Annotated in this window: 24 protein-coding genes; 14 read left to right on the plus strand and 10 right to left on the minus strand. The window is 67.7% G+C overall.

Translation table 11 applies throughout. The annotated features are described in order from the left end of the window. Positions 1–186 precede the first annotated feature (186 nt). The 6 genes from mqo to ACFXNW_RS12670 all read left to right on the plus strand — a co-directional run bounded on the left by mqo (position 187) and on the right by ACFXNW_RS12670 (position 7,234). The gene (mqo, locus tag ACFXNW_RS12645) at positions 187–1,710 is read left to right on the plus strand and encodes a malate dehydrogenase (quinone) (protein ID WP_379417775.1); all 1,524 of its coding nucleotides are present in this window, start codon (positions 187–189) and stop codon (positions 1,708–1,710) included. An 18-nt stretch (positions 1,711–1,728) separates the two neighbouring features. Then, positions 1,729–2,178 carry a GNAT family N-acetyltransferase gene (locus ACFXNW_RS12650; RefSeq protein ID WP_379417776.1) on the plus strand — a complete coding sequence of 150 codons (450 nt, stop codon included), beginning with the start codon at positions 1,729–1,731 and terminating at the stop codon, positions 2,176–2,178. A 154-nt stretch (positions 2,179–2,332) separates the two neighbouring features. Continuing rightward, the gene (locus ACFXNW_RS12655; protein ID WP_379418127.1) at positions 2,333–4,264 is read left to right on the plus strand and encodes a magnesium chelatase subunit D family protein; all 1,932 of its coding nucleotides are present in this window, start codon (positions 2,333–2,335) and stop codon (positions 4,262–4,264) included. Between the two features lie 256 nt (positions 4,265–4,520). After that, the gene (gene cobO / locus ACFXNW_RS12660) at positions 4,521–5,135 is read left to right on the plus strand and encodes a cob(I)yrinic acid a,c-diamide adenosyltransferase (RefSeq protein ID WP_379417777.1); all 615 of its coding nucleotides are present in this window, start codon (positions 4,521–4,523) and stop codon (positions 5,133–5,135) included. Between the two features lie 49 nt (positions 5,136–5,184). Next, a complete protein-coding gene (locus ACFXNW_RS12665; RefSeq protein WP_379418128.1) occupies positions 5,185–6,798 on the plus strand; it encodes a cobyrinate a,c-diamide synthase in 1,614 nt (537 codons plus the stop codon). Beyond that, positions 6,785–7,234 (plus strand): cobalamin biosynthesis protein, encoded by a 450-nt coding sequence (locus tag ACFXNW_RS12670; RefSeq protein ID WP_379417778.1) that lies wholly within the window; start codon positions 6,785–6,787, stop codon positions 7,232–7,234. Before ACFXNW_RS12665 ends, ACFXNW_RS12670 begins: the two co-directional genes overlap by 14 nt. A gap of 40 nt (positions 7,235–7,274) precedes the next feature. Here the strand turns inward: ACFXNW_RS12670 and ACFXNW_RS12675 are convergent, their stop codons facing one another. Together ACFXNW_RS12675 and ACFXNW_RS12680 are read right to left on the minus strand one after the other, a co-directional pair. Then, a complete protein-coding gene (locus ACFXNW_RS12675; RefSeq protein WP_379417779.1) occupies positions 7,275–8,654 on the minus strand; it encodes a DoxX family protein in 1,380 nt (459 codons plus the stop codon). 130 nt (positions 8,655–8,784) lie between these two features. After that, positions 8,785–10,149 (minus strand): DoxX family protein, encoded by a 1,365-nt coding sequence (locus ACFXNW_RS12680; protein WP_379417780.1) that lies wholly within the window; start codon positions 10,147–10,149, stop codon positions 8,785–8,787. A 322-nt stretch (positions 10,150–10,471) separates the two neighbouring features. On the opposite strand from ACFXNW_RS12680, the gene ACFXNW_RS12685 reads away from it, so the two are divergent. Further along, the gene (locus ACFXNW_RS12685; protein ID WP_379418129.1) at positions 10,472–11,602 is read left to right on the plus strand and encodes a phosphotransferase family protein; all 1,131 of its coding nucleotides are present in this window, start codon (positions 10,472–10,474) and stop codon (positions 11,600–11,602) included. Then, positions 11,593–12,741, plus strand: a complete 1,149-nt coding sequence (locus tag ACFXNW_RS12690; protein WP_379417781.1) for a hypothetical protein — start codon at positions 11,593–11,595, stop codon at positions 12,739–12,741. The genes ACFXNW_RS12685 and ACFXNW_RS12690 overlap by 10 nt, the downstream gene beginning before the upstream one ends. Positions 12,742–12,793: 52 nt before the next feature. Here the strand turns inward: ACFXNW_RS12690 and ACFXNW_RS12695 are convergent, their stop codons facing one another. Next, positions 12,794–13,354, minus strand: coding sequence for a nitroreductase/quinone reductase family protein (locus ACFXNW_RS12695; protein WP_379417782.1), 561 nt, complete (start codon positions 13,352–13,354; stop codon positions 12,794–12,796). A 239-nt stretch (positions 13,355–13,593) separates the two neighbouring features. Here ACFXNW_RS12695 and ACFXNW_RS12700 point away from each other — a divergent pair, with 239 nt between their 5' ends. From ACFXNW_RS12700 to ACFXNW_RS12710, 3 genes are all read left to right on the plus strand, one after another. Next, complete coding sequence (locus tag ACFXNW_RS12700) at positions 13,594–14,385, plus strand: hypothetical protein (RefSeq protein ID WP_379417783.1); 792 nt, start codon at positions 13,594–13,596, stop codon at positions 14,383–14,385. Positions 14,386–14,540: 155 nt separating this feature from the next. Beyond that, positions 14,541–15,803, plus strand: a complete 1,263-nt coding sequence (gene cobA, locus ACFXNW_RS12705) for a uroporphyrinogen-III C-methyltransferase (protein ID WP_379417784.1) — start codon at positions 14,541–14,543, stop codon at positions 15,801–15,803. A 141-nt stretch (positions 15,804–15,944) separates the two neighbouring features. Continuing rightward, on the plus strand, positions 15,945–17,405 hold the full coding sequence (locus ACFXNW_RS12710; RefSeq protein ID WP_379418130.1) for an MFS transporter: 1,461 nt from the start codon (positions 15,945–15,947) through the stop codon (positions 17,403–17,405). 7 nt (positions 17,406–17,412) lie between these two features. Here the strand turns inward: ACFXNW_RS12710 and ACFXNW_RS12715 are convergent, their stop codons facing one another. Both ACFXNW_RS12715 and ACFXNW_RS12720 read right to left on the minus strand, forming a co-directional pair. Continuing rightward, on the minus strand, positions 17,413–17,829 hold the full coding sequence (locus tag ACFXNW_RS12715; RefSeq protein ID WP_379417785.1) for a PPOX class F420-dependent oxidoreductase: 417 nt from the start codon (positions 17,827–17,829) through the stop codon (positions 17,413–17,415). A 62-nt stretch (positions 17,830–17,891) separates the two neighbouring features. Continuing rightward, positions 17,892–19,145 carry a GAF domain-containing protein gene (locus ACFXNW_RS12720; RefSeq protein ID WP_379417786.1) on the minus strand — a complete coding sequence of 418 codons (1,254 nt, stop codon included), beginning with the start codon at positions 19,143–19,145 and terminating at the stop codon, positions 17,892–17,894. Positions 19,146–19,290: 145 nt separating this feature from the next. Here ACFXNW_RS12720 and ACFXNW_RS12725 point away from each other — a divergent pair, with 145 nt between their 5' ends. Next, on the plus strand, positions 19,291–20,094 hold the full coding sequence (locus ACFXNW_RS12725) for an alpha/beta fold hydrolase (protein WP_379417787.1): 804 nt from the start codon (positions 19,291–19,293) through the stop codon (positions 20,092–20,094). Between the two features lie 43 nt (positions 20,095–20,137). Here ACFXNW_RS12725 and yaaA read toward each other — a convergent pair whose 3' ends face one another. From yaaA to ehuB, 5 genes are all read right to left on the minus strand, one after another. Then, positions 20,138–20,884, minus strand: a complete 747-nt coding sequence (gene yaaA / locus ACFXNW_RS12730) for a peroxide stress protein YaaA (RefSeq protein ID WP_379417788.1) — start codon at positions 20,882–20,884, stop codon at positions 20,138–20,140. A gap of 125 nt (positions 20,885–21,009) precedes the next feature. Continuing rightward, the gene (gene ehuA / locus ACFXNW_RS12735; protein ID WP_379418131.1) at positions 21,010–21,765 is read right to left on the minus strand and encodes an ectoine/hydroxyectoine ABC transporter ATP-binding protein EhuA; all 756 of its coding nucleotides are present in this window, start codon (positions 21,763–21,765) and stop codon (positions 21,010–21,012) included. Positions 21,766–21,793: 28 nt separating this feature from the next. Then, positions 21,794–22,441: an ectoine/hydroxyectoine ABC transporter permease subunit EhuD gene (ehuD, locus tag ACFXNW_RS12740; RefSeq protein ID WP_379417789.1), complete on the minus strand. Its 648-nt coding sequence runs from the start codon at positions 22,439–22,441 to the stop codon at positions 21,794–21,796. Further along, positions 22,438–23,160, minus strand: a complete 723-nt coding sequence (gene ehuC / locus ACFXNW_RS12745) for an ectoine/hydroxyectoine ABC transporter permease subunit EhuC (protein WP_379417790.1) — start codon at positions 23,158–23,160, stop codon at positions 22,438–22,440. Before ehuC ends, ehuD begins: the two co-directional genes overlap by 4 nt. Positions 23,161–23,176: 16 nt before the next feature. After that, positions 23,177–24,064, minus strand: a complete 888-nt coding sequence (ehuB, locus tag ACFXNW_RS12750) for an ectoine/hydroxyectoine ABC transporter substrate-binding protein EhuB (RefSeq protein ID WP_379417791.1) — start codon at positions 24,062–24,064, stop codon at positions 23,177–23,179. A 337-nt stretch (positions 24,065–24,401) separates the two neighbouring features. Between ehuB and ACFXNW_RS12755 the strand changes: the two genes are divergently transcribed. Then, positions 24,402–26,159, plus strand: coding sequence for a proline--tRNA ligase (locus ACFXNW_RS12755; protein WP_379417792.1), 1,758 nt, complete (start codon positions 24,402–24,404; stop codon positions 26,157–26,159). Positions 26,160–26,258: 99 nt separating this feature from the next. Beyond that, positions 26,259–26,552, plus strand: a complete 294-nt coding sequence (locus ACFXNW_RS12760) for a hypothetical protein (RefSeq protein ID WP_379417793.1) — start codon at positions 26,259–26,261, stop codon at positions 26,550–26,552. The last annotated feature ends 15 nt before the right edge of the window (positions 26,553–26,567 follow it).

The following is a 26,567-nucleotide window of genomic DNA, read 5'->3' on the forward strand; positions in this document are numbered from 1 at the left end:
CGTTGCTGGTCTGTGCGGTGGCGAGGTGCACAATTGGCGATAGGTGAACGGCGGGTAACCTACATCCCGCCGACGCCCGTGTCGGTGACGATGCGGGATTTGGTTACAACCGCATAGTGCCCGTGCCCAGGCGGAGCCACCGCAGCCGGTGAAACCGCGCACAAGGACAAGGAAGTCGATCTACCCGTGCCGAACGCTGACCTGACTGAAAAGACCGATGTAGTACTCATCGGTGCCGGCATCATGAGCGCCACCCTGGGTGCGCTGCTTCGTCAGCTGCAGCCGGATTGGTCGATCTCGGTGTTCGAGCGCCTCGACGCCGCCGCGGCCGAGAGCAGCGACCCGTGGAACAACGCGGGCACCGGCCACTCGGCGCTGTGTGAGCTCAATTACAGCCCGCAGAAGCCCGACGGCTCGGTCGACGTGAGCAAGGCCGTCGACATCAACGAGCGCTTCCAGGTCTCGCGGCAGTTCTGGGCCTACGCCGTGGAGAACGGTGTGCTCGATGATCCGTCCCGGTTCATCAACCCCATCCCGCACGTCAGCTTCACCCACGGCGCCGACGGCGCGCAGTACCTGCGCAAGCGCTACGAGGCGCTGGCACCGCACCCGCTGTTCGCCGGCATGGAGTTCATCGACAGCCCCGACGAGTTCTCCCGCAGGCTGCCGCTGATGGCGCGCGGGCGCGACTTCTCCGAACCCGTCGCGCTGAACTGGACCGACGCGGGCACCGATATCGACTTCGGCTCGCTGACCAAGCAGCTGCTCGCCTACATCGGCTCGACCGGCGCCGACATCGCCTTCGGCCATGAGGTGCGCGATCTCAGCAAGCAGTCCGACGGCACCTGGCGGGTCAAGGTTCGCAACCTGCGCACCGGCAAGTCCCGCACCCTGATCAGCAAGTTCGTCTTCGTCGGCGCGGGTGGTGGCGCGCTGCCGCTGCTGCAGAAGTCGGGCATCAAGGAGATCAAGGGCTTCGCCGGGTTCCCGGTCAGCGGCCAGTTCCTGCGCTGCACCAACCCGGAGCTCATCGCCAGCCACGACGCCAAGGTCTACGGCAAGGCCGCGGTCGGCGCTCCGCCGATGTCGGTGCCGCATCTGGACACCCGCGTCATCAACGGCAAGCCCGGCCTGCTGTTCGGCCCGTACGCGGGTTGGACCCCGATGTTCCTCAAGGACGGCAAGTACACCGACCTGTTCAAGTCGATCCGGCCCGGCAATATCGCGCCCATGCTCGGCGTCGGCGTCACCGAACTGGGTCTGGTCAAGTATCTGGTGTCCGAGCTCGCCAAGTCGCAGGCGGGCAAGGTGTACACGATGGAGGAGTTCATCCCGCGCGCCGACGGCGGCGACTGGGAGATCATCACCGCCGGTCAGCGCGTGCAGATCATCCGCCGTAAGGGCATCGGTGGTGTGCTCGAGCTCGGCACCGCCGTCATCGCGGCGCAGGACGGCACCATCGCCGGTCTGCTCGGGGCCTCGCCCGGTGCCTCTACCTGCGTCACCGCCATGCTCGATGTCCTGCAGCGCTGCTTCCCGCGCGAGTACGCCGACTGGACCCCGAAGCTGAAGGAAATGGTGCCCTCGCTCGGGGTGAAGCTCTCGGAGAACCAGGCGCTGTTCCAGGAGGTCTGGGACTGGACGTCCAAGGCCCTGCAGCTCGATTCCGTCGCCACGCCGAACACCGTGGGGGTCGCGCCGACGGCGTAGGTGTGATAGCAAGACTCGATGATGTCAACGGTTGCACTCAAACGGTCATGGGCGCAGGATCTCGATACCGCCACCCTGTACCAGCTGTTGAAACTTCGCGTCGAAGTGTTTGTCGTAGAACAGAAATGCGCGTACCCGGAGTTGGACGGACTCGATCTCCTACCGGAGACGCGTCACCTGTGGCTCGACGATGAAGGTGAGGTCATCGCGACCCTGCGGCTGCTCGAAGAGCACCACGAGGGCGTGAAGACCTTCCGCATCGGACGCCTGTGCACCGCGGTTCCGGCCCGCGGGCACGGGTACACCACCCGCCTGCTGCAAGCCGCACTGGCCGAAGCGGGTTCGGTGACCGTGCGCATCAACGCACAGACCTACCTGATCGACCTCTACCGCAAGCACGGGTTCGAGGTCGACGGCGAGGAGTTCGTCGACGACGGGGTCGCGCACGTCCCGATGCGCAAGGGGTAGATATCCCGGCGTCGGACCGGTCGGCCGAGCGGCCTAGAGTCGATGTGTGTCCGTGTCGCATGTCGAAACCGCAGGGTCGTCCTCCGCGCCTGGTACAGGCCGTCCGCACCGCGGAACCGGTGTCGGTGACGAGGCCGGTTTCCCGTTCTCCGCGGTGGTCGGGCAGGAGCGGCTGCAACTGGCGCTGATCCTGTGTGCGGTGCACCCCGGTATCGGCGGTGTGCTGGTGCGCGGTGAAAAAGGCACCGCCAAGTCGACGGTGGTGCGCGCACTGGCGCAGCTGCTGCCGCCGGTAGTGGACGAGACCGGGGCGCGGCCGGCTCGGCTGGTGGAGCTGCCGGTCGGCGCCACCGAAGACCGCGTGGTCGGCTCCTTGGACCTGGAGCGCGTCCTGCGCGACGGCGAGCAGGCGTTCCGGCCCGGTCTGCTGGCGGCCGCCCATCACGGCGTGCTCTACGTCGACGAGGTGAACCTGCTGCACGACCACCTGGTGGACGTGCTGCTCGACGCCGCCGCGATGGGCCGGGTGCACATCGAGCGTGATGGCGTCTCGCATTCGCATCCCGCGCGCTTCGTGCTGGTCGGCACCATGAACCCGGAAGAGGGCGAACTGCGGCCGCAGCTGCTGGACCGCTTCGGCTTGACCGTCGATGTCGCCGCCTCGCGCGAGGTCGACGTGCGCATGGCGGTGGTGCGTCGCCGCCTCGACTACGAGGCCGACCCGGCCGGATTCGCCGCCCGCTACACCGCTGCCGACCGCGAGGTCGCCGAACGCATCCTCACCGCCCGCGACCGGCTGCCCGAAGTCGCGCTCGATGATGTGGAGCTGCGCCGGATCGCGGCGCTGTGCGCCGCTTTCGACGTCGACGGGATGCGCGCGGACCTGGTCGTCGCCCGCACCGCCACCGCGCATGCCGCCTGGCGTGGCAGCGACACCGTCACCGAGGACGACGTGCGGGTCGCCGCCGAACTCGCCCTGCCGCATCGGCGTAGGCGCGATCCTTTCGACGAGCCGGGCATCAGCGAGGACCAGCTCGACGAGGCCATGCGTGACGCCGCCGAAGAAGCCGAGCGGACACCCGAGCCGGAATCCGGTGAGAGCCAAGGGCAGCCCGACGATGCCGGCGGGGAGCAGCCCAGCTATTCCGCCGAACCGCAGGACGGCCCCGACGACGACCCCGACGGTGGACCGGATTCGCCTGGCGGCGGGCAGGATTCACCGGAAGGCCAGGGCAGTGCGGGCCGCACCGGAGCGCCTGCGCCGTCGTCGGTGACGCCGCCGCGCTGGGAAGTCCCCGGTGTCGGCGAAGGTGCGCCCGGCCGTCGCTCCCGGGCGCAGACCCGGCAGGGCCGAATGGTGCGCCCGGATACCGAAACGACGGGCGGACTGCATCTGCTCGGCACCGTGTTCGCCGCCGCGCCGCATCAGCGTGCGCGCGGCCGGGCGAACGGGCCGCTGCGGTTGGAGTCCGACGATCTGCGCGGGGCCTATCGCGAAGGGCGCGAAGGCAATCTGGTGGTGTTCGTAGTCGACGCCTCCGGTTCGATGGCGGCGCGGGATCGCCTATCAGCCGTGACCGGCGCGGTGGTCACGCTGCTGCGCGACGCCTATCAGCGCCGGGACAAGGTCGCGGTGATCACAGTGCGCGGAGCCGAGGCGGAGCTGGTGTTGCCGCCCACCTCATCGGTCGATATCGCCGTGCGACGGCTGTCCGGCATGCGCACCGGCGGAAAGACCCCCCTGGCGGCTGGCCTGTTGAAGACGCGCGAGGTCGTGCAGCGCGAACGCGTCCGTGACCCGCGCCGCCGCCCGATGCTGGTGCTGCTCACCGACGGCCGCGCGACCGGCGGCACCGATCCGGTGATCCGCGCCCGCACCGCCGCCCGGCTGCTGGCCATGGATTCGGTTACCGCGATGGTCGTCGATTGCGAGCGCGGGATGATCCGATTGGGTCTGGCTGCCGAACTGGCCCGCGAATTGCGCGGTGAGTGCGTGCGATTGGGTGAGCTGACCGGTGACGCCGTTGCCGGAGTCGTCCGGGAATCGGCTCGGACAATCGGAGCGGGGTCGATCCGAGCGGCGTGAATCCGTGGCGCCGGACGTCGGTTCGACAGGTGGCCGCCGCACCGGCCAGTGGGACCGATTTCGAGGCTGCACATGCAGCTGACACGATGCCCTCGGCGGGCCGTGCCGACGGGCGGTCCGGTGACCGGGCAATCGGTCGCGTCGCCAGCCGGGATGCAGCTCGGCTGCGGGCCCATCGTCATGTGTCCGACCGATGCAGTGCAGGCGGCCGCGCAGGCAGCGCGCACGTGACAGCAGAACACAGTGAGGAGATTCGATGCCCAAGGGAGTGCCGGAGACCGTTCCGGACGACGGTCTGACGACGCGGCAGCGCCGCAACCAGCCGGTGCTCGCCGTGCACACCGGACCGGGCAAGGGCAAGTCCACCGCCGCGTTCGGGATGGCGTTGCGGGCCTGGAATCAGGGCTTCGACATCGCCGTGTTCCAGTTCGTGAAAAGTGCCAAATGGAAAGTCGGCGAGGAAGCGGCCTTCCGGACCCTCGGCACCCTGCACGACGAGACCGGTGCAGGCGGCGCGGTCGAATGGCACAAGATGGGCGAAGGCTGGTCCTGGACCCGTAAGCACGGCACCGAAGAAGACCACGCTGCCGCAGCGCTGGCCGGATGGCAGGAGATCGCCCGTCGGCTCGCGGCCGAACAGCACCGCTTCTACGTGCTGGACGAGTTCACCTACCCGCTGAAATGGGGCTGGGTGGATGTGGACGAAGTCGTCGACACGCTGCGCAACCGTCCGGGCAACCAGCATGTCGTCATCACCGGCCGCGATGCCCCCGCCGCCCTGATCGACGCCGCCGACCTGGTCACCGAAATGACCAAGATCAAGCACCCGATGGATGCCGGGCGCAAGGGCCAGCGCGGGATCGAATGGTGAGCGCCGCGGCGTGCGCCGGGCCGCGGAGCCTGCGGTGAGCGCACCCGCGGTGGTGATCGCCGCGCCTGCGTCGGGCAGCGGGAAGACGACCGTGGCGACCGGCCTGGTCGGTGCGTTGCGGCGAGCCGGACATCGAGTGGCGCCGTTCAAGGTGGGGCCGGACTACATCGATCCCGGATATCACGGCTTGGCGGCCGGTCGGCCGGGGCGCAATCTGGACCCTGTGCTGGTCGGCATCGACCGAGTGGTGCCGCTCTACCGGCACGGGGCCGCGGGCTGCGATCTGGCGGTGGTCGAGGGCGTGATGGGCTTGTTCGACGGCCGAATCGACGCCGACGATGCCCGTCCGGTTGCGGAGGGCTCGACCGCGCAGGTGGCCGGGCTGCTCGGCGCGCCCGTCGTGCTGGTGGTCGATGCCCGTGGCCACAGCCAGAGCCTGGCGGCCCTGCTGCACGGGTTCGCCACCTATGACAGTTCGATCCGACTGGGCGGGGTGATTCTCAACCGAGTCGGCAGCGAACGCCATGAGCAGGTCCTGCGCGCCGCATGTGACCGTGTCGGCCTACCAGTGCTCGGCTCCCTGCCGCGCATGCCCGAACTCGAGGTCCCGTCCCGGCACCTCGGCCTGATCCCGGCCGTCGAACACGGCACCGCCGCCACCGCCGCCGTCGCGGCAATGACCGACCTCGTCGCCGCCCACGTCGACCTGCGCAGCATCGCTGCACTAGCCGCTTCCTCGATTACCGGCCCGGCCTGGGACCCCGAAACCGCACTTCGCGGCGGGGCAGCCGCTGCCCATGATTCTGCCGGCGTGGGCGAGCTCGAGCGTCGAGCCGAAGGTGCCGGCGTCAGTAGGCGCCGGACGGTGGCCGACTTCAACGGCGAAGAGACCGAAGGAGCCCCGGCTCGTCGGAGGACAGTGCCCGACGCGGACGCGGTCGGCTCAGGTACCGACCGCTGTGGGGCTGCCTTGGCGCCGTCGGCGGCCGACAGTGGCGATTCAGCCCGTTTCGAGCAAGCGCCCCCGGCGCCAGGTGGTACACCAGTGATCGCGATGGCTGGGGGAGCGGCGTTCACATTCGGGTATGCCGAGCACCGGGAACTACTCGTCGCGGCCGGGGCAACGGTTGCGGTGTTCGACCCGCTGCACGACGAATTGCCCACGGGTACCGCAGGGTTGGTGCTACCCGGGGGATTTCCGGAGGAGCACGCCGCCGACCTCGCCGCCAATACGCAGCTGCTGACGGCAGTGGCTGCCCTCGCGCGGCGCGGGATGCCGATCCACGCCGAATGCGCGGGCCTGCTGTATCTGACTCGCTCACTCGACGGGCACACGATGGCCGGAGTCATCGACGCGACAGCCGAATTCGGCCCCCGACTCACTCTCGGCTACCGCGATGCGGTCGCGCTGGTCGATTCACCGCTGTGGCGGGCAGGGGAACGGGTCCGCGGCCACGAATTCCACCGCACCCGGTTGCTGACCACCGGCACCAACCCACCTGCCTGGGGTTGGCACACTGCCGGTGAACGCATCCGCGAGGGTTCCGCCGTGCACCGCGTCCACGCCTCCTACCTGCACACCCACCCGGCCGGAAACCCCGAATCGGTTCACCGCTTCGTCACCGCCGCCGCAGATTTCGCCCGCACCGATGCCGCCGACTGATCCGCTCGGCCACGTCGGCGACGTGCCCGCCCCGGCCCAGCTGGCAGTCGGGCTCGGCCTGCGCCCAGGAACATCGGCCGAGCGGATCGTTGCTGCGGTGCGCGCCGTGGTCGGCGCACACCCGATCGCATGCCTCGCCACCATCGACCGTCGCGCGGCGGAACCAGGCCTTCGGTCCGCCGCCGATGAGCTCGGCGTTCCGGTTTACCCGTTCACCACCACAGAGCTCGCCTCCGTGCATGTGCCGAATCCGTCGGCACATGTCACGACCGCCCTCGGTGTTCCTGGCGTCGCCGAAGCGGCGGCGCTGCTGGCAGGGACTGGGGTGCTGGTGATCCCTCGACAGATTGCCGGGAGCGTGGTGGTCGCCGCAGCTGTTCACCTCCCACGAGCCTCCGGCTACGGTTCGCTCAGGTCTGGTGCCCGCGACGCGTGACCCATGTCCCACGTCCTGTTCATGGCTTGATACGGTCCGCCTACTCGAGGTGCGGCGACTGCTGGGTCCAATGGAATCCACGCTCCACCAGCGCGAACCGCTCCAGCGGAATAGATTCCAGCACCATGTGCACCTTGCGAATACCGAGCGTTCCATCCAGGATCAGCCGGTCAGGCGCGGGCTGCTCGTAGGTGAAACTGCCCAGACGCCACTTGGCGGCGGGGTCGCTGAACAGGGTGATGGTGCGCTGTTCGGGATCCACTGCGGCGGGAACCGGCGTCAGTCTGTCGTCCATGCCTTGCAGATGGATTCCGTCGACGGTATCGAAAACGATGCGGCGCAGTCGGGCCGAGGTCGGGTCGGCGAATGGGTTCGGAGCGGTGAGCAGCGGCGGCAACTCCTGGCCCGCAACCGAGTATTCGGTGACATTCCAGATGCCGTACAGCGGTGACCGCGGCCGGGCGGCGCCGTAGGCGTGCCAGGCGTCCCAACCCTCGAGCGCTGTTGTCACCAGCAGCCACAGACCGAGCAGGACCTGGGCGATCAGCGCGAACCGATTCGGCCGCGCTGTGGTGAAGAGCTCGGTGTCATCGGCGGGCGGCACGGGCCTGCCGGAGAACAGAACCGTTGCCAGGCGGCGGCTTTCGGGTGCCAGCAGCGCGATCGAGAGGACCAGCATCTGCAAACTGAAGAGCTTGACCGGCACATCGAAGGTCATGTTGAGCAGGAAGACCTGCGCCATCGCCACGGTCGAGAGCGCCGCGCCCGCGGTGACGGTGGCCGGCAGGATCAGCAGGAGTCCCGCCCCGATCTCGGCGAAGCCGAGCGCGATCTCGTAGGGCTTGGACGCCGCGGTCTGCGACCACAGCACCCCCATCGGCGTCATATCGCCGAACGGTTCGATCAGCCGGTGCAGCGCGAAAACCATCTGCGACGGCATGACTTTCACCATCCCGTACAGCAGCAGCGAGCCCGCCAGAGCGAACCGCAGCAGCACCCGCAGCCACTGATCGAGCCGACGATAGTCGGGCCGGTGCCGATCCAGCACGCTCCAGATCCCCGCCACCACCGCGGCGACGACCAGCCAGCTGAAAGCCGCCACCCAGAAGGTTGCGGTATCACCGCTACCGGTCGGGACGTAGATGAGCGGTTCCTCGATACCGAATAGGTTCGCGGCGAACCAATCGGTCAGCGGCGCCAACTTCCACCACTGAGCAACGGTTCCCACAGCGGTCTCGGGAATACCGACCGAACGGAGCAATTGGGCCAGTAGCCAGTGCGCCGCGGTGCCCACTCCCAGGTACACGAACACGAATCGGAACAGGACACGCGTAGCCGGATGCCACGGCGCCGGTAGCGCGGCCGGAGACAACACATCCGGTTCCCGCTTCGGCGCCTCCGACTCAACCAGGGTTGCCACTGTTCACCTTTCCCTACTCCACGCACGAACTGACGTTTGCCGGGACAACGCTAGGGCAGATCACAGGTTCGCCGCGTCTGGGAATATCAGTGCCCCCAAAGCTGTGTGCACCGGGTTTGGGGGCACGGCCTCAGCGGAAGTCGGGATAGTCCTGGATCCAACGGAATTCGCCGCTGCGCAACGGGAACGCATCGAGATCCATCTGGTTCAGCACGATGGCGGTCGGTGTCCCGTTCAGCTCGCCGTTCAAGCGCAGCTGCTCGGGCGTCGGGCGCTCGAAGGTGAAAGTGCCGATCGGTGCCGGTGTGGCGTTGGGCGATTGTGGTGGTGCGGTCATGGTGATGGTGTGCGCTTCGGAATCGATGGTGACCGCGGTAGGCATCAACTCACCGTCCATCCGCTGGATGAACATCACGCCCGGGTCGTCGAAAACAGCGCGCTGCCAGCGGTTCGCATCGGTCAGCAAGGGCGGTACGGGGTGCCCGGCCGCGGTGAACTCGGTGACCGACCAGATGCCGTACAGCTCCGACTTCTCCCGGCCACCACCGAAGTCGTTCCACGCCGTCAAGCCTGTGTTCACCGTGCCCACCAGCATCCACACGCCGATCAGCACCTGGACGAGAGCCGCGATCCGATTGGCCTCGGCGCTGTCGAACAGCCGCGGTTGCGTCGCCGGTTCCGACGGACGCTCCAATACCAGAACGTTGGCCAGGCGCTGCGCCTGCGGCGCCAGCAACAGCAACGACAGCAACAGCAGATGGAACGACAGGATCTTGACCGGCACACCGTAGGTCATGTTCAGCACGAACACCTGCGCCATGCTCACCACACTGAGCATCGCGCCGAGAGTGGCGGTGCGCGGCAGGAACAGCAGCAGGCCGGCGAGCATCTCCGCGACACCGAGCAGGATCTGATACACCGGCGACGAACCCACCTGTAGCCACAGCACCGACATGAGGCTGAAGTCGCCGTAGGGTTGCAGCAGCGCGTTCAGCGGGGGCGACGGCATCTGCGTCGGGATGACCTTGGCGATGCCGTAGAACAGCATCTGACCGCCGAGGCACAGCCGGATGAAGGTGAAGAACCATGCGCTCAGCTTCGGGTAGCCGGTGCGGCGCCGGTCGAGCACCGACCAGGTCAGCGTCGCGACCGCCGCGACGACGAGGATGCAGAACATCATCACCCAGATGACGGTCTGATCACCGCTGCCCGAATCCTCGTGCAGCACAGCGTCCACACCGAACACGTGACGTCCGACCCACTCCAGGACCGGCGCCAGCAACTTCATCTGCCAGATGATCGCCAGATCCGGCAGCCATCGGCCGACGATGCCGGTGAAAGCGAACATGATCTGGGCGAACAGCAGGCAGAACAGGCCGAAATAGACGACACAGAACCGGAATGCGACTCGTGTCACCGGATGCCACGGGCGAGGCCTGGACGCCTCGGCGGGAACCTCATCGTCTTGTCGTTCGAGAACGTCGACGCCGACCATGTGGCGACCCCTCACTGTGCCGATCTGATGCTGTGCGCCGAACCTATCGACGGGGCGGTGCAACCTACAACCGGATAAACCCTGAGCGAAACCCCTAATCCGAATCATTCGTAGGATGTATCTGGTGTCATCCTTCTGGCGTAGTTCGCCCAGGCCTGCCGCATGTCACGGACGTATTTCACACTTTCCCGGAAGGCAAACCTGAAACGCGTTACAGTCACGGCATCCGCGGCATGACGCCGGGGACGCGGGCCGTCCGCGGCATTCGACGCCGGACTGCGACGCCCGCGCACCACCGCTGTACGGCATCAGGAGGACGATGATGGCCGACGATCCCACACCCACCGAGCAACGCCGACTGACCACCAGTGACCGCGATCTGGACTCCTTCGCCGCGGATCTGTCGCGCTGGCTTGGCGAACGTGTCGGCGCCGACGAACCACCGACGATCACCGGGCTGTCGCGGCCGCAGGCGGGTGGGATGTCGAGTTCGTCAGTGCTGTTCGACGCCGAATGGAGCGTGGCAGGGCAGCGCGACGGTGGGTCGTTCGTGGCGCGGATGGCGCCGGAGGACGAATCGTTTCCCGTGTTCGAGACCTATGATCTGGCAACGCAATACCAGGTCATGGCCGGTGTGGCGGACGCGACCGAGCTGCCAGTCCCGCCGCTGCGCTGGCTCGAGAACGACCCGGCCGTGCTCGGGACGCCGTTCTTCGTGATGGACCGCATCGATGGCCGGGTGCCCACCGACAACCCGCCCTACGTCTTCGTCGGCTGGCTGTTCGACGCCACCGCCGAGGAGCGGGCGCGGTTGACCGATGCCACGGTCGAGGTCATCGCGAAGGTGCACGCCATCCCTGATCCGGAGCGGCGTTTCCCGATGCTGGCCGGACCCGGCGACTCGCTGCGGCGTCATGTGGATGCCCAGCGCGCGTGGTACCGCTGGGCGCTCGCCGATGACGGCTACCAGATCCCGATCATCGAACGCGGCTTCGACTGGCTCGAGGCGCATTGGCCGGCCGACCCCGGACCCGACGTGCTGACCTGGGGCGACGCCCGACCGGGCAATATCATCTACCGCGGCTTCGAACCGGCGGCGGTGCTGGACTGGGAGATGGCGGCCATCGGCCCGCGCGAACTCGATGTCGCGTGGATCATCTTCCTGCACCGGTTCTTCCAGGACATCGCCACCCGCTTCGACCAGCCCGGCCTGCCGGACTTCTTGCGCCGCGACGACGTGGTGGCGAAATACGAAGCGGCCAGCGGGCATACCGTGCGCGACCTCGACTTCTACCTGGTCTACACCGCGCTGCGGCATGCCATCGTGATGGCGCGGATCAAGCGCCGGATGATCCACTTCGGCGAGGACACCGACACCGCCGACCGCGACGACTATGTGATGCACCGAGCGAGTCTGGAAGCTCTGCTCGACGGAACCTACGAATGGGATTGAGCGACACCATGACCGATGCCTCCGGCCGGGTCCCAGGATCGTCACCGGCACCGCTGGACGAATTCCCGATCCACCAGACGCCGCTGTCGCTGGCCCGGGTGGCCAGCAGCGACCGCAACTTCTACGACCGCAGCTATTTCAACGCCCACAACCGCGACGGCGCCACCATGCTGGTTACCGGCTTCGGCGTCTACCCCAATCTCGGCGTCACCGACGCCTATGTCGCACTGCGCGACGGGGATACGGTGCGTACCGTGCGGTTCTCCGATGCGCTCGGCGACCGCAGCCTGGATATGCGGGTCGGTGGCTACCGGATCGAGGTGCTCGAACCGCTGCAGCGGCTGCGGTTGGTGTGCGAGCACGAGGAGCTCAGCGCCGACCTGACCTGGACCGGCGCGTTCCCCACGGTGCAGGAACAGCCGCACCTGATTCTGAACGGCAATCGCCCGATCATCGAGGCGTCCCGGTTCGCGCAGGTCGGGTCCTGGTCGGGGACACTGCAGCTCGATGGCCGTGAGATCGCCGTCGACCCGGAGGTGTGGACCGGTACCAGGGACAGGTCGTGGGGAATCCGGCCGGTCGGCGAGTCCGAGCCACCCGGACGGGCGGCCGCGGAACCGTCGGGCGGATTCTGGTGGCTGTACATGCCGTTGCGGTTCGACGACTTCGCGATTGTGGTCATCGTGCAGGAGGAACCCGACGGCCGCCGCACGCTCAACGACGCCACCCGCGTCTGGCCCGACGGCCGCACCGAACAGCTCGGCTGGCCGCGCATCGCCATCGACTACCGCTCCGGCACCCGGCTACCCACCGCCGCCCGCATCGAACTCACCACACCCGACGGCAAGCCGATCGAAGTGGAGATCCGCACAGTCACCGATATCCCGCTGCACGTCGGCTGCGGGTACGGCGGGGATCCCGACTGGCAGCACGGCCAGTGGAAAGGCCGCGACTGGACCTCGAGCGACCGCTATGACCTCACCGATCCCGCGGTGGCCGGGCGGATACCGTACGGCGTCATCGACCACGTGGCGCACGCGCGCTGTGGGGACGCCGAGGGATGGGGGTTGTTCGAGCACGCGAGCATCGGACGCCATGATCCCACCGGGTTCGCCGATTTCCTGTCGGTGGCGCCCTGAGCTGTGTGCCGTCGTCGGCGCTGACAGCCTCGGCGGGCACGGCAGCCGGGGACTACCTCGGCGCCAGGTCGATGACGACCGGTATCCCGTGATCGAACCAGTGCTGGTGCAGGCGCTGTATTTTGGCGCGCGTCGGCCTACCCGCCGAGTGGAAGCGGCATTCGGCGAAGTCGAACGGCTTCACCGCTGTGGTGTAGACCTGCCGGGCCCGCGCTACCTGGACCGGGTCGGTGATTTCCTCGGCGACACCGGCCCGGGTTCCACCTGGCACTCGGAGCCGCACCTTCGGGTCGGCGCGGACGTTGTGCAGCCACGCGGCGATCGACTGCTCCTTGGGTAGACCCGTCATGACCGGCCCGAGCATCACCAGGTAGGCCCGGTCTCCATCGAGCACGGCACGAACACAGCGATGGCGTGGCTTGGCGCTCTTGCGACCGGTCGTGGTGAGGATCCCGAAGTTCGCGGGCGGGCGGATCCGGAAGAACGGCTCCTGCAGTGCGCTCAGGGTACGCCCACCCCGCGGTGAATGTATGAACGGATTCCGCGCGCGTTCCGTCGGTGCCGGTAGCGCACCGGCACCGGTGCGGTCGGCGCCTGCTGATTCGTCGCTCATAGTGCTCACCTACCGACGAGGGCGTGGCTATCCCGACGAGCCCAGGATAGCCCCGGCTATCTGCATCCAGACGGCGATCAGCGTCGGTTCGAGTCCCATCGGTGTCGATCCGGCACGTGTCCTCCGGCCCCGCGATAGCGGCGGGACGGACTTTCACCCACTGCACGATGCGCCGCCGGTATGCTGCGGCTGGTATGTCGACCAGCACCACGAAAGTCTCGGGGAGGTGTTGAAATCTGTTGAACCGCAGTCAAATGTCGCAGAGTCACCACTACAGTTGGGAGATCGCGTTCACCGGTCGCGAGACTCGGGGCGAGAACGGGACGGGAGTGCTCGGCAAGCCGGATCCGCTCACCAGTCGAACCTGTTCGACTTATGCCGAAGTCGGCACGGTGGTGTTCGATCTACTATGCGATGACATCGTTGCCGATCACCGGTATGCCGTGCTCGATGCGCGGGTGGCCGGTGAGCCCGACCCGGAGCCGCCCGCCGCCACCACCACGTTCGTGGTGCGTGATCACGCCGGGGTGGAGAAGGTCGCGATGTCGGCCGAGCTGATGTATCCGCCGGTATCCGCCAAGGCTGTCGTGACCCACCGCCGAGATGCCGAGGCGAGTGCGAAATGGGAGGCGGCACGTCGTGTGCGCCGCGAGAAGGCCGAAGCGGCGGCACGCGCGCTGCCGGAATCGGATCGGGCGGTCCCGCTGGATCCGCAGGTCCGCAGGGTGGTGAGCACCCTGCGGGTCGCCGCGGCGTCGTTGCGTGAAGACGTCCCCACGCTCGAGTTCTGCCGCGAGCAGCTGACCGTCGCGCAGAACACGTTGAAGGCGGCGGCGAGGGCTCTGGTCGCGGCGGAAACCGCAGGCAACGTGCGCGAAGCCGAGCACGCTCGGCGGCATACCCGGTGGTGGCGCCGCGGGGTGGACCGGTGGACACACCTCACCGAGTTGGTGACCGAGGCCTATTTGGACGCCGAGGAGGTCGACGACTACGCCGACAGCCTCTCCGCACCGCCGACCTCGGCAAAGTAGTCGCCCAGACGCACTGGTGAGCTGCCGAGGCCGGACGATACCGGCCCCGTGGCCAGGACTGCGTCGAGCCGCGCTGTGCCATGACCTGAATCAAGCGGGTTCGATCGCCGGGTGCCTGCGCCCGGCGATCGACGCGCCCCGTAATCTCGACACTTGTGCCGAACACGTCAGCCGATACCGAGGACCAGCCAGAGGGCGACCCGAACTACCTGGTCGGGCTCGATCTGAACGGGCGAAGGGTCGTCGTCGTCGGCGGCGGTACGGTCGCCCAGCGCAGGCTCGGTCTGCTCATCGCCTCGGGCGCCGATGTGCACGTCATCAGTCGCGAGGCCACCCCGGCCGTCGAGGGCATGGCCACCTCCGGCCAACTGACGCTCACCCTGCGCGCCTACGCCGACGGCGACCTGGACCGTGCCTGGTACGCCATCGCCTGCACCGATGAACCCGATACCAACGCCGCCGTCGTCGCCGAGGCCGCGCGCCGACGCGTCTTCTGCGTGCGCGCCGACAACGCCAGACTCGGCACCGCCGTCACCCCCGCCACCGCTCGCTATGACGGCCTCACCCTCGGTGTGCTCGCCGGCGGCAGGCACAAGCGGTCGGCCGCCGTGCGCAATGCGCTGCTGGAAGCCCTGCAATCGGGTGTGGTGACCGATGATTCGACTCCGGTCGCCCCGGGTGTCGCGCTGGTCGGCGGCGGTCCCGGCGACCCTGATCTGATCACTGTGCGCGGACGCAGGCTGCTCGCACGCGCCGACCTCGTCGTCGCCGATCGGCTCGCGCCGCCGGAACTGCTGGCCGAACTCGGCCCGGAGGTCGAGGTCGTCGACGCCGCGAAGATCCCGTACGGGCGCGCCATGGCGCAGGAGGCGATCAACACCACGCTGGTAGAGGGCGCCAAGGCGGGCAAGTTCGTGGTGCGGCTCAAGGGCGGCGACCCGTACGTGTTCGGTCGCGGGTTCGAAGAAGTCGAGGCGTGCGTGGCGGCGGGTGTGCCGGTCACCGTGGTTCCGGGCATCACCAGCCCGATCGCGGTGCCCTCGGCCGCCGGAATTCCGGTCACCCATCGCGGTGTCACCCACGAGTTCGTCGTGGTCAGCGGGCACGTCGCGCCGGATCATCCGGACTCTCTCGTGGACTGGCCTGCGCTCGCGCGCCTGCGCGGCACCTTGGTGCTCATGATGGCGGTCGAGCGCATCGAGCAGTTCGCCGATGCGCTGCTCGCGGGCGGACGGCCCGCCGATTCCCCGGCCACCGTGATCCAGGAGGGCACGCTGCGTACCCAGCGGGTGCTGCGTGCGGACCTCGCGACGGTGGCCGAGCGGGTGCGGGCCGAAGGTATTCGTCCGCCCGCCATCGTGGTGATCGGTCCTACCGCAGCCTTCTCCGCGGATGCGGACTCCGCTGCGCGCGACTGATCGGATGTCAGTGGTTGCGGCCGCCGGGGCTCGGCGTGCTCCGGGGCGCAGGGGCAGAGGGTTCGGCCCGGACGTACCGAACGGTGTGCTTGTGACGGTCGATTACAGTGACTCCCTGTGCTCGACAAAGCCGCTGCGACGATGCAGTACCCCGTGACGCGGCGGGCCTTCGGGCTCGCGATCCTCGTTCTGAGCGGACTCCAGCTCATGGTGGTGCTCGACGGCACCGTGGTGATCCTGGCGCTGCCGCGGTTGCAGGAAGAGATGGGCCTGTCCAGTTCCGGCAGTGCCTGGATGGTCACCGCCTATGGTCTGCCGTTCGCCGGTCTGATGCTGCTCGGCGGCCGCATCGGTGACTCCTTCGGCCGCAGGCGCATGTTCCTGCTCGGCGTCTCCTTGTTCACGCTGGCGTCGCTGCTGTGCGGGCTGGCCCAGAACGAAGGCATGCTCATCGCGGCCCGCGCCTTCCAGGGCACCGGCGCCGCGCTGGCGGCACCGACCGCGTTCGCGCTGGTCGCCAGCACCTTCGCCCCGGGACCGGTCCGCAATCAGGCGTTCGCGATCTTCGGCTCGATGGCGGCGCTCGGTTCGGTCGGCGGATTGGTGATCGGTGGTGCGCTCACCGAGGTCAGCTGGCGGTGGATCTTCCTGATCAATGTGCCCATCGGCGCGCTGATCATCCTGGGTGCTGTCGTCGCATTGCGCGACACCACCCATCACCGGCTCACCCTGGACGTGCGCGGCGCGATCCTCGGCACGCTGGCCTGCGCGCTGATCGTCTTCGGCGCGACCGAAGGGCCGGAGTTCGGCTGGGACAGCCCGGCCGTCTACGGCTCGCTGATAGGCGGTGTGGTGCTGCTGGTGGTGTTCGTGCTGGCCGAACGCTCGGTGACCAACCCGCTGCTGCCGTGGTCGCTGTTCGACCACCGTGACCGCAACGCCACCTTCCTCATCATCCTGCTCGCCAGCGGCGTGCTCGGCGCGACGACCTACTTCGCCGGGCTGTTCGTGCAGAACGTCGTCGGCTACAGCCCGCTGATCGCGGGTGTGTCCTTCATTCCGTTCACCGTCGGTATCGGGATCGGTGGTGCGCTGTCGTCGAAGCTGGCGATGGTGGTCGCGCCGCGCTGGCTGCTCAGCAGCGCCGCCGTCATCCTGGTGGCTGGACTGGTCTTCGGGTCGACCCTCGACGGCGACGTGCAGTACGTCCCCACGCTGCTCGGCCTGTTCCTGGTGATCGGCTTCGGTATGGGCCTGGCGATCGTGCTGATCCCGTTGTGTGTGCTGGTCGGCGTGCCACAGGACGAGATCGGACCGCTCTCGGCGATCGGCCAGATGTTCCTGAGCCTCGGCACCCCGATCGCGATCGGACTGCTCACCCCGCTGGCGGCCTCGCGCACCTTGTCGGAGGGCGGGCGCACCGGCAAACCCGCGGATATGACCGCCGCCGAGCTGACCGCCCTTGGTAGCGGCTACACGCTGGTGCTGTTCGTCGCAGCGATCGGCGCCCTGCTGGTCGGCATCCTCGCACTGACCCTGCGCTACACCCCGAAGGAAGTCGCGCAGGCTCAGCACGCGCAGGAAGAGGCCCAGCAGGCCTGAGCTCGGCTCAGAACCGGCCGGCGACCTTGTGCGGCGTGACGCGCACGGTGATCCGGTCACCGTCGTGCACCGAGGCCGGGTTGAACTCGCGGTACGGCTTGCCCGTGTACTTCCGCGACAGCTTGTCCGGCAACGCCCGCTCAGGGTCAGGGGTCACAGTGCTCGAGCCGCGGATCTCGGCGTAGATGTAGGGCTTGTCCGGCGGGTTGATCATCACGGTCACCCGAGGGTCGCGCGCGAGATTGCGGCCCTGCACCCGGTCGACGGTGGTGGAGAACAGCAGATCGTCGCCCTCACGCATGATCCAGACAACGGTCAAATGCGGGTGCCCATCCTTGCCCACGGTCGCGACGGTGGCGTAGACCCGCTCTTCGTCGAGATACTTCTTCAGCTCTTCGGACAATGTGGCTGTAGTAGTGGTCACAACATCCACCAACACCCGGCGCCCGCAGCACATTCCGGTCCGAGCCATACGTGCTCCAGCGCTTACGGCGGCGGACGCAGGCGCAGACGGAGCCGCGCGATCCCGGGCGCCTGCGAATCCGGCAGCAACAGCGATTCGGGTCGGGCGGCAGGCGCATGCCGCCCGGCCGAGGTGAATTCCAGGAAATCGGCTGTGGTGTCGGTCAGGCGGTAAGGGTTGGCGGTGAGCCGATAGCCGATTAGAGAACGCAGCCGGGTGAGTTCGGCACGGATGGTGCCGGGTTTACCCGCGCTGCCGTAGATGGCGCGGGCGAGGTCGTTCGCGGTCAGCCCATTCGGGTCGGCCAGCAGCAATACCACGATCTCGCTGTGCCGCAGCCCGAGTCGCCTGCTCACCCCGTCGACACTGATCTGGGCGAAGCGCCGGCCCAGCACGGTCACCCGCGCGAGCGGGTCGCCACCGGGCACGGCGTACACCGCGAACGGTCCCGACGTACCGAGCTGTTCGATCACGACACGGCGTCCGTCCGGCAGGGTCACCGGGCCTTCCACCGGCGTACCCGGCCACAGCCGCGGCAGCCAACCCGGCGGTTCGGCATGCACGACGCGCCCGTCGGGGGTCAACAGGCCGACGTGCGCGCCCGATCGGCGTACCACCCGCTCCAGGTAGCGGGTGCGGATCTGGGCGTCACGCCGCGCAGCGAGTTCGGCCAGCCGGGCCTCGGCCAGCCGTGCCGCCGCCGTGACCAGCGGTAGCGCCAGGGGGCGTGCATCACGGCTGCGGCAGGTGACGTCCACGACGCCAACGATGGTTCCGGTGGCGGGGTCGCGGATCGGTGCCGCCGAACAGGTGTAGGAGGCTGCGATCGACAGATAGTGTTCGGCACCGCGCACCTGGAACGGTTTGCCAAGGGCCAGAGCGGTACCCACGCCGTTGGTGCCCGCCGCGTCCTCATGCCAGTCCGCACCGGCGACCAGTTGAGCACGCTCGGCGGAGCGGCGGGCGGTGCTGTCGCCGAGCACCCACAGTAGATGGCCGTCGGCGTCTCCGGCGAACAGCAGATGGCCTGGCTCGTCGGCGGCGCTGCCGAGCGTCGACAGCAGCACCGGCCATACCGCCGCCAGTCCACCCTGGGCCCGGCGGTGCGCGAGCTCGGCCTCGCCCACCGCGACTTGTGGCAGATGCCGATCCGGATGCAATCCGCGCCGTTGTGCGCGATCCCATGACGCGCGCACGTCCCCGCGCAGCTGTTGTCCCCGCCCGCCGGATCTCCGGTCGGCGCGGGGCGTGCCCCGCATGCCCTCCGTATCGTTCATCGCGGCAACCGAACCTACGAGGCCGCGCCGAGTCGTGCAACACGAAGGTTGCAACCCTTGTGCAACCCCGGGTGGCGGGATTGCCCGCGCCCGTTACGCGGGTGGAAAGTTCCACCAGAGTTGTCCGCGTTGAACTGGAGGTCGCATGCCCTATTTCGAACTGCCCGACGGTGTTCCGATGTTCTATGAGGACCAGGGTTCCGGTCGTGCAGTGGTGCTACTGCACGGATGGACGATGAACAGCACCTTCTGGCAGGCCAATGTGCCCGCGCTCGCCGAGGGGAACCGGGTCATCGCACCGGACTTCCGTGGCCACGGCTCGTCGGGCAAGACCGATGCCGGGCATACTCTCGATCAATACGCGCGCGATGTCCGGAGCCTGCTCGATCATCTCGGCCTGGACGAGGTATGCCTGGTCGGTTGGTCGATGGGCACCGCAGTGATCCTGTCCTACATCGGCCAATTCGGTTGCGCCGGACTGCGTTCAGTGGCCTTCGTCGACCAGTCTCCGCGTTTCCTGGACGGCGAGGACTGGGATTTCCCGCTCATGGGTGGTTACTCTCAGGCTGATCTTTCGGTATTCGTCCAAGCGCTCGAGCATTCCCGGCCATCGGTGATCAAACCGTTCATCGCCGCCTGTTTCGCCGACACGCCGCCGGCCGCGATCGTCGACGCGGCCTACGCCGAGACCACGAAGACACCGACCTCGATCGCCAAGGCCATCTGGTACGACCTCGCCTTCGCCGATTTCCGGGCGATACTGCCGCAAGTGCAGGTGCCTGCCCTGCTGATCTACGGCGCGCGCAGCCAGATATTCCCCGGCCCGATCGACGACTGGCTGGCCGCGCGGTTGCCCGAAGCGAAGACGGTGCGCTTCGACAACAGTGGACATGTGCCGTTCGCCGACGAGACCGAGAAATTCAACGAGGTCATGCGCGAGTTCCTCTGACGTGTCGTCCGGCGGTCCCGTGACCGGCAGGGCCGCCGGAGCGTCACTCCGTGATGATCAGAAGTTCGGTGGGGGAGGCTATTTCGGTGCGTAGGCCGGCCTTGGTCGCGATGCGGGCGACGGCGCGGATGTCGGTGGGTTCGGCGCGGGTGAGGACCAGGGCGCGGGCGAGCAGGCCCTTGTGGTGTTTGTTGAAATGGGAGACGACGGTGCGGGAACCGTCCGAGTGTTCGGTGAGCACATTGGCGGTGATGGCACCGGGTACCCGGCCGAGCTGCTGGTAGGTGCCCGAACGCAGGTCGATCACCAGCTCCTCGCCCGCCTCGGCGCGCAGGGCGGCGGGCAGATGGTCGCGCCACACCGCCGACAGGGTGGGCACGCCGGGCAGTTTGGAGCCGCCGGACAGGCGATAGGCGGGGATCGGGTCGCCGGCGCGTACTGCGCCGAACAGCGCGGAACCGATGCCGAGCCGGGCGTGGGCCTTGGCGCGCTGCACCTTGGTGAAGGATCGAGCGTCGAGGGCGTCGTAGAGGACGCCGGTGTAGCGCTCGAGTGCGGGCCGCGTGGGGGAGGTGCGCACTGCCGCGTTGCGCGCGATCTCGGCGTCGGCTCCCTTACCCAGCCCCAGCGCGATACGTGAGGCGTCCGGATCACCGGCCAACCGTGTCACTTCGCCGAGTAGCTGTTCCCGCACCTCGGTGAGCTGCGGCATCGCCAGCTCGCTGAGCTCCAACGGCGCACCCGATCCGCCGTCGGATTTGGTTTCGGAGGGAGGTAGCAGCACCAGCACGAGCGACAACGGTAATCGCCGCACCGTCGCGGCGCGGCGACCACCCCGGACGTGCCGTGCGGTTCGGTTCGGCGCACGGTGTGGGCACACCTACCGGCGTTGCGGGGATGAGGGGCAGGCCGCCCTCAGCGCACCGCCCGCAGAAAAGCCTTGGTCCGCTCGTTGTGCGGGTCCTCGAACAGTTGCTGCGGCGGCCCCTGCTCCACCACGCGACCACCGTCGAACATCATCACCCGGTCGGAGACATCGCGGGCGAAGCGCATCTCATGAGTGACGATGAGCATGGTGATATCGGTGGTCTCGGCGATATCGCGCAGGACGTCGAGCACATCGCCGACCAGTTCCGGGTCCAGCGCGGAGGTCACCTCGTCGAGCAACATGACCTTCGGGTCCATGGCGAGGCATCGGGCGATCGCGACGCGCTGCTGCTGGCCACCGGAGAGCTGGGAGGGATGCGCGTGCGCCTTGTCGGCGAGCCCGATCATCTCGAGCAGGCCGATCGCGCGTTCACGTGCCTGGTCTTTGGACTGCCCGAGGACGTGCACCGGTGCCTCGGTGATGTTGTCGAGCACATTCATGTTCGGGAACAGGTTGAACTGCTGGAACACCATGCCGATCTTCTTGCGCACCGCACGCAGGTGTTTCTCCTTGGCGGGCACCAGCTTCGCGCCGCGCTTCTCATGGGTCAGCGGCTCGCCGTCGACCCAGATCACCCCGCCGCTGACCCGCTCGAGCGTCATCAGCAGACGCAGGATCGTGGTTTTGCCCGAACCCGACGGGCCGATCAGGGTGACCTTTTCACCACGCCCGACACCGAAGTCCAGGTCGTCGAGCACCACCAGCTTGCCGAAACGCTTGACGACTTTGTCGAAGCGGATCATCGGGTCCTTGTCGAGGCGGACCGTGTCGTCAGTAGTAGGCAAGGCGCTTCTCCAGTCTTCTGATCAGCACAGACGTCGGGTAGCTCGCGATGAGGAAGAAGACGCCCGCCAGGGTCAGCGGTTCCAGGTATTGGAAGTTGCGTGCCCCGAACTGCTGGGCCGCGGTGACGAGTTCGACCACCGAAATGGCGAACAGGAACGGGGTGTCCTTGAACATCGACACCGCGTTCGTGCCGAGCGCGGGCAGGCTTGCGCGGATGGCTTGCGGCAAGATCACCGCGCGCCACGTGCGGTACGGGGGTAGCGACAGTGCCCGCGTGGCCTCCCACTGACCCTTCGGCACCGCCTCGATTCCGGCCCGGTAGACCTCGGCCAGATAACTCGAATAGTGGATGCCGAGGACGGTGATACCGATCTGTAGCGCGGTGAACTGCGGTAGCAGGCTGTAGGCGAACAGTAGTTGCACCACCAGCGGCGTCAGCCGGATGAATTCGGCCACCGCGTGCACCGGCGCCGCCACCCACCGCGGGAACGACTGGCGCACGATAGCGATCCCCAGCCCGATCACCGCCGCGATCGCGAAACCGACGAAGGTTGCCAGCAACGTGATCTTGAACCCGTCCCACAGCACGGGCAGCGACTCCCACGCGCGTTCCCAACTCCATTCGACGGTCATCGCGCCACCGCCTCGACCGGCTCGTCCGGCGCGAGCCGCAGCATTTCCTTCAGCGTCGGCCCTCGACCGAGCTTGCTCTTGGCGCGGGTCTCCACCAGGTTCATCACCACTGTCAGGAGATAGGCGAGAACGAAGTAGATCAGCAGGCCGACACCGAAGGCGAACAAGGTGTCACCGGTCGACTGGCGTAGCTTGTTGATCTCGAACGTCAAGTCCTGCAACGTGATGTAGGAGGCCACCGCCGTTCCCTTGAGTAGGTGGACCAGTAGGTTCGTCAGCGGCGGCACCATCAGCGCCCACGCCTGCGGGAACAGCACCCGATGCAACCGCTGCCACGGGCTGAAGTTCAGCGCGACCGCCGCCTCCCACTGGGTGCGCGGCACCGCGTTCAGCGCGCCGCGCACCACCTCCGCCCCGTACGCGCCGTAATTGAGGCCGAGCGCGAGGATTCCGCAGAACACCGGTTCGAGTTGATAGCCGAACAATGGCAGCACATAGAACAGCCAGAAGATCTGCACCAGCAGCGAGGTGCCGCGGAAGAACTCGATCAGCACCCGCGAGGTGCCGCGCAACGCGAGATTGCGCACCCGGACCACGGTGCCGAGAACCAGCGCGATCAGGAATGCCAGCAGGGCGCCGCCGAGGGTGAGTTGCAGTGTGACGACGATGCCATCCCAGATACCGGGCAGGGCCTCGCGCAAGGAATCCATGTTGGTCATGGCGCGGCCCGGTGGATCAGACTTCGCCCTTGCAGAGCTTTTCGGTGGTCATATTCGGGTCCGGCAGCTCACGTTCGGTGAATCCGAACGGGCCGACGATCGCCAGGTACTTCTCCTTGTCCGAGGTGATCTTCTTCAGCTCGGCGTTATAGGCCGCGAGCAGGTCTTCGTCGTTGGTGCGGAAGACGGTGCCGCCCGCACCGATCTGGGGTTTGCCGTCGATGACCGCCACGAACGACGGCGTCACCTCCACCTCGGCGCCAGGCGAGTGGTTCTTCAGCCAGTTCAGTGAGATCGCGGTCAGCGCGAACACATCGGCACGGCCGGAGGTGACCGCGTCCAGCCCGTCCTGCGGCGTGCCGACCAGGGTGGCGTCGATGCCGAGTGAGGCCGCGTAGTCGGATTCGATGGCACCGGTCATCGCGGTCATGCGGGCGCCGCTGTCCTTGACCGACTGCATATCCGTCAGGTTCATGGGGTTGCCGGACTTCACCATCAATGCGGTGGTGTACATGAATTCGGGTTCGCTGAACGCGGCTTGTTCGCAGCGTTTGGGCAGGATCGACATTCCGGCGCTCACGGCGTCGAAACGCTGGGCCTGCAGGCCGGGGATGAGCGCGCCGAATTCGGTCTGCACGCCGTCGACGGTGTCGATGCCCAGATTCCTGAAGATCTCCCGGTGCAGGGCGACGGTCGCGCCGGTCAGCTGCCCGTCCTGTTCGAAGGAGTACGGCGCCTCGCCGGCGAAGCCGACGGTGACGGTGCCGCTGTCCTGCAGCGATTGCAGGAGGTCTCCGTCAGCGGAGGTATCGGTCTTGGTGCATCCGGCCAGCGTCGCAGCGAACAGCGTCGCTCCCGCGAACGCCGCAGCGTAACGCACCAATCTCCCGTGTGTGTCGACCACTGCCTCACCTTTCGACAGGGGTGGCTGGCCATGATGTCGCGGAGGGAGATCGGGCGACCCCAATTATCGACACCCCCGCAGGTCAGCGGCCCGTTATGTGGTTGTTCGCGCCGGTAATTCGGCACTCCAACAGTATTCAGCGCGTATTCATGGCATGGGCGAAGTTATGTTCTTGTGATCTAAAGTTTGAACGGTCCGAACAGTGGGTAATTCACTTTCCTATTGTTGTGTCGAGATCAACTTCGACTCGTGCCCTGGCCCGCCGCCGACCGGCGCGCGCGGCCGAACCCCTAATCCGGTGTCATCAGTCCCGGACCAGCGACTACCCTGTGCTTCCGTGATCACCCGCCTCTCCCGCCTGTTCCTGCGCACCCTGCGAGACGATCCCGCCGACGCCGAGGTGCCGAGCCACAAGCTATTGGTGCGCGCCGGATACGTGCGCCGCGTCGCCCCTGGCGTCTACTCGTGGCTGCCGCTGGGCCTGCGGGTGCTGCGCAAGGTGGAACAGGTGGTGCGGGAGGAGATGGACGCCATCGGCGGCCAGGAGATCTCGCTGCCCGCGCTGCTGCCCCGCGACCCTTACGAGACCACCAACCGGTGGACCGAATACGGTGATGCGCTGTTCCGTCTCAAGGACCGCAAGGGCGCCGACTACCTGCTCGGCCCCACCCATGAGGAACTTTTCGCGCTCACGGTCAAGGGCGAATACAACTCCTACAAGGACCTGCCGGTCACGCTCTACCAGATCCAGGACAAGTACCGCGACGAGGAGCGGCCCCGGGCAGGCATCCTGCGTGGGCGCGAATTCGTCATGAAGGACTCCTACTCCTTCGACCTGGACGAGGACGGGCTGAAGGCGAGCTACAACGCGCACCGCGAGGCCTACCAGCGCATCTTCCAGCGGCTCGGCGTCAAGTACGTCATCGTCGCCGCCACCTCCGGCGCCATGGGCGGCAGCGCGTCCGAGGAGTTCCTCGCCGAGAGCCCCATCGGTGAGGACACCTACGTGCGCTGCCCCGAATCCGGGTACGCCGCCAATGTGGAGGCCGTGGTCACCCCCGCACCCGAACCGCTGGCGATCGAGGGGCAGCCGGAGGCCGTCGTCCACGACACCCCCGACACCCCCACCATCGCGACCCTGGTCGACTGGGCCAACGGCGCCGGTATCGCCGAGCGCTTCGGACGCCCGGTCACCGCGGCCGACACCTTGAAGAACGTCATGGTCAAGCTGCGCCACCCGGACGGCAAGACCGAGATCGTCGGCGTCGGCATCCCCGGCGACCGTGAGGTCGACGACAAGCGCCTCGGCGCCTCGGTCGAGCCTGCCGAGGTGGAGCTGCTCACCGACGCCGACTTCGCCGCCAACCCCTTCCTCGTCAAGGGCTACATCGGGCCGAAGGGCCTGCAGGCCAATGGCGTCCGCTATCTGGTCGACCCGCGCGTGGTGACCGGAACGTCGTGGATCACCGGCGCCGATGAGCAGGGCAAGCACGTCGTCGGCTTGGTCGCCGGCCGTGACTTCACCCCCGACGGCACCATCGAAGCCGCCGAGGTCCGCGACGGCGACCCCTCGCCCGACGGCCGCGGCACCCTGGTGTCGGCGCGCGGCATCGAGATCGGCCATATCTTCCAGCTCGGCTACAAGTACACCGACGCCTTCGAGGTCGATGTGCTCGGTGAGAACGGCAAGCCGGTCCGCCTGGTCATGGGCTCCTACGGTGTGGGCGTGTCCCGCATGGTCGCCGTGATCGCCGAACAGCAGCACGACGACAAGGGCTTGCGCTGGCCCGACTCCGCCGCGCCGTTCGACATCCACGTCGTCATCGCCAACAAGGATGCCGCCGCCCGCGCCGGCGCCGAAGAAGTCGTCGCAGGCCTCGACGCCAACGGCCTCGACGTGCTCTTCGACGACCGCACGGCATCGCCCGGCGTCAAGTTCAAGGACGCCGAGCTCCTCGGCATGCCCTGGGTGCTGGTCATCGGCCGCGGCTGGGCCGATGGCAAGGTCGAACTGCGCAACCGCTTCACCGGGGAATCCGAGGACATCCCCGCCGAATCCGCCGTCGACGCGGTGATCGCCAAGATCCGCGCCTGACACTCGGTTCTCCCTGCGCCCCGGTTCCGTTCTGGACCGGGGCTCAGGCGTATGCGGGTCGAATTGCCTTCGGCCCTGCCGATACGCGATTCTTCGGGCGTGGAGATTTGGACGGACGGCACCCGGCGCTTCGAGGTGAACTCCTACTACTGCCTGCCCGACAGCGCGTGGACCTGGGAACTGGTCGAGCTCTCCGACTCGTACAACGCCACCCCCCGCCTATCGGTCTCGGTCCCGGACGCCACCCCCGAGGACGGCCAGTTCGTCCCCGAAGACGTCACCCAGGTCGACGTGCTGTGCAGTAACGGCCGGGTGCCTTGGCGAATCCTGCGCCGCTTCATCGGCCTCATCGAGGAATCCGGCGACATCCGCGACGCCGCGGCGGAAAACTGAATGCCGCATCGGGCC

Source organism: Nocardia sp. NPDC059180 (genome assembly GCF_042754945.1).
Lineage (GTDB): Bacteria > Actinomycetota > Actinomycetes > Mycobacteriales > Mycobacteriaceae > Nocardia.

Bases quoted from the DNA above. Each gene is read 5' to 3' on its own strand.
- ACFXNW_RS12670 (WP_379417778.1), top strand. From the start codon at position 6,785: ATGCCGCCGACTGATCCGCTCGGCCACGTCGGCGACGTGCCCGCCCCG.
- ACFXNW_RS12680 (WP_379417780.1), bottom strand. From the start codon at position 10,149: ATGGTCGGCGTCGACGTTCTCGAACGACAAGACGATGAGGTTCCCGCC.
- ACFXNW_RS12685 (WP_379418129.1), top strand. From the start codon at position 10,472: ATGGCCGACGATCCCACACCCACCGAGCAACGCCGACTGACCACCAGT.
- ehuC (WP_379417790.1), bottom strand. From the start codon at position 23,160: ATGACCAACATGGATTCCTTGCGCGAGGCCCTGCCCGGTATCTGGGAT.
- ACFXNW_RS12650 (WP_379417776.1), top strand. From the start codon at position 1,729: ATGATGTCAACGGTTGCACTCAAACGGTCATGGGCGCAGGATCTCGAT.
- ehuD (WP_379417789.1), bottom strand. From the start codon at position 22,441: ATGACCGTCGAATGGAGTTGGGAACGCGCGTGGGAGTCGCTGCCCGTG.
- ACFXNW_RS12690 (WP_379417781.1), top strand. From the start codon at position 11,593: ATGGGATTGAGCGACACCATGACCGATGCCTCCGGCCGGGTCCCAGGA.
- ACFXNW_RS12725 (WP_379417787.1), top strand. From the start codon at position 19,291: ATGCCCTATTTCGAACTGCCCGACGGTGTTCCGATGTTCTATGAGGAC.
- ehuA (WP_379418131.1), bottom strand. From the start codon at position 21,765: ATGATCCGCTTCGACAAAGTCGTCAAGCGTTTCGGCAAGCTGGTGGTG.
- cobO (WP_379417777.1), top strand. From the start codon at position 4,521: ATGCCCAAGGGAGTGCCGGAGACCGTTCCGGACGACGGTCTGACGACG.
- ACFXNW_RS12710 (WP_379418130.1), top strand. From the start codon at position 15,945: ATGCAGTACCCCGTGACGCGGCGGGCCTTCGGGCTCGCGATCCTCGTT.
- ACFXNW_RS12720 (WP_379417786.1), bottom strand. From the start codon at position 19,145: ATGAACGATACGGAGGGCATGCGGGGCACGCCCCGCGCCGACCGGAGA.
- ACFXNW_RS12695 (WP_379417782.1), bottom strand. From the start codon at position 13,354: ATGAGCGACGAATCAGCAGGCGCCGACCGCACCGGTGCCGGTGCGCTA.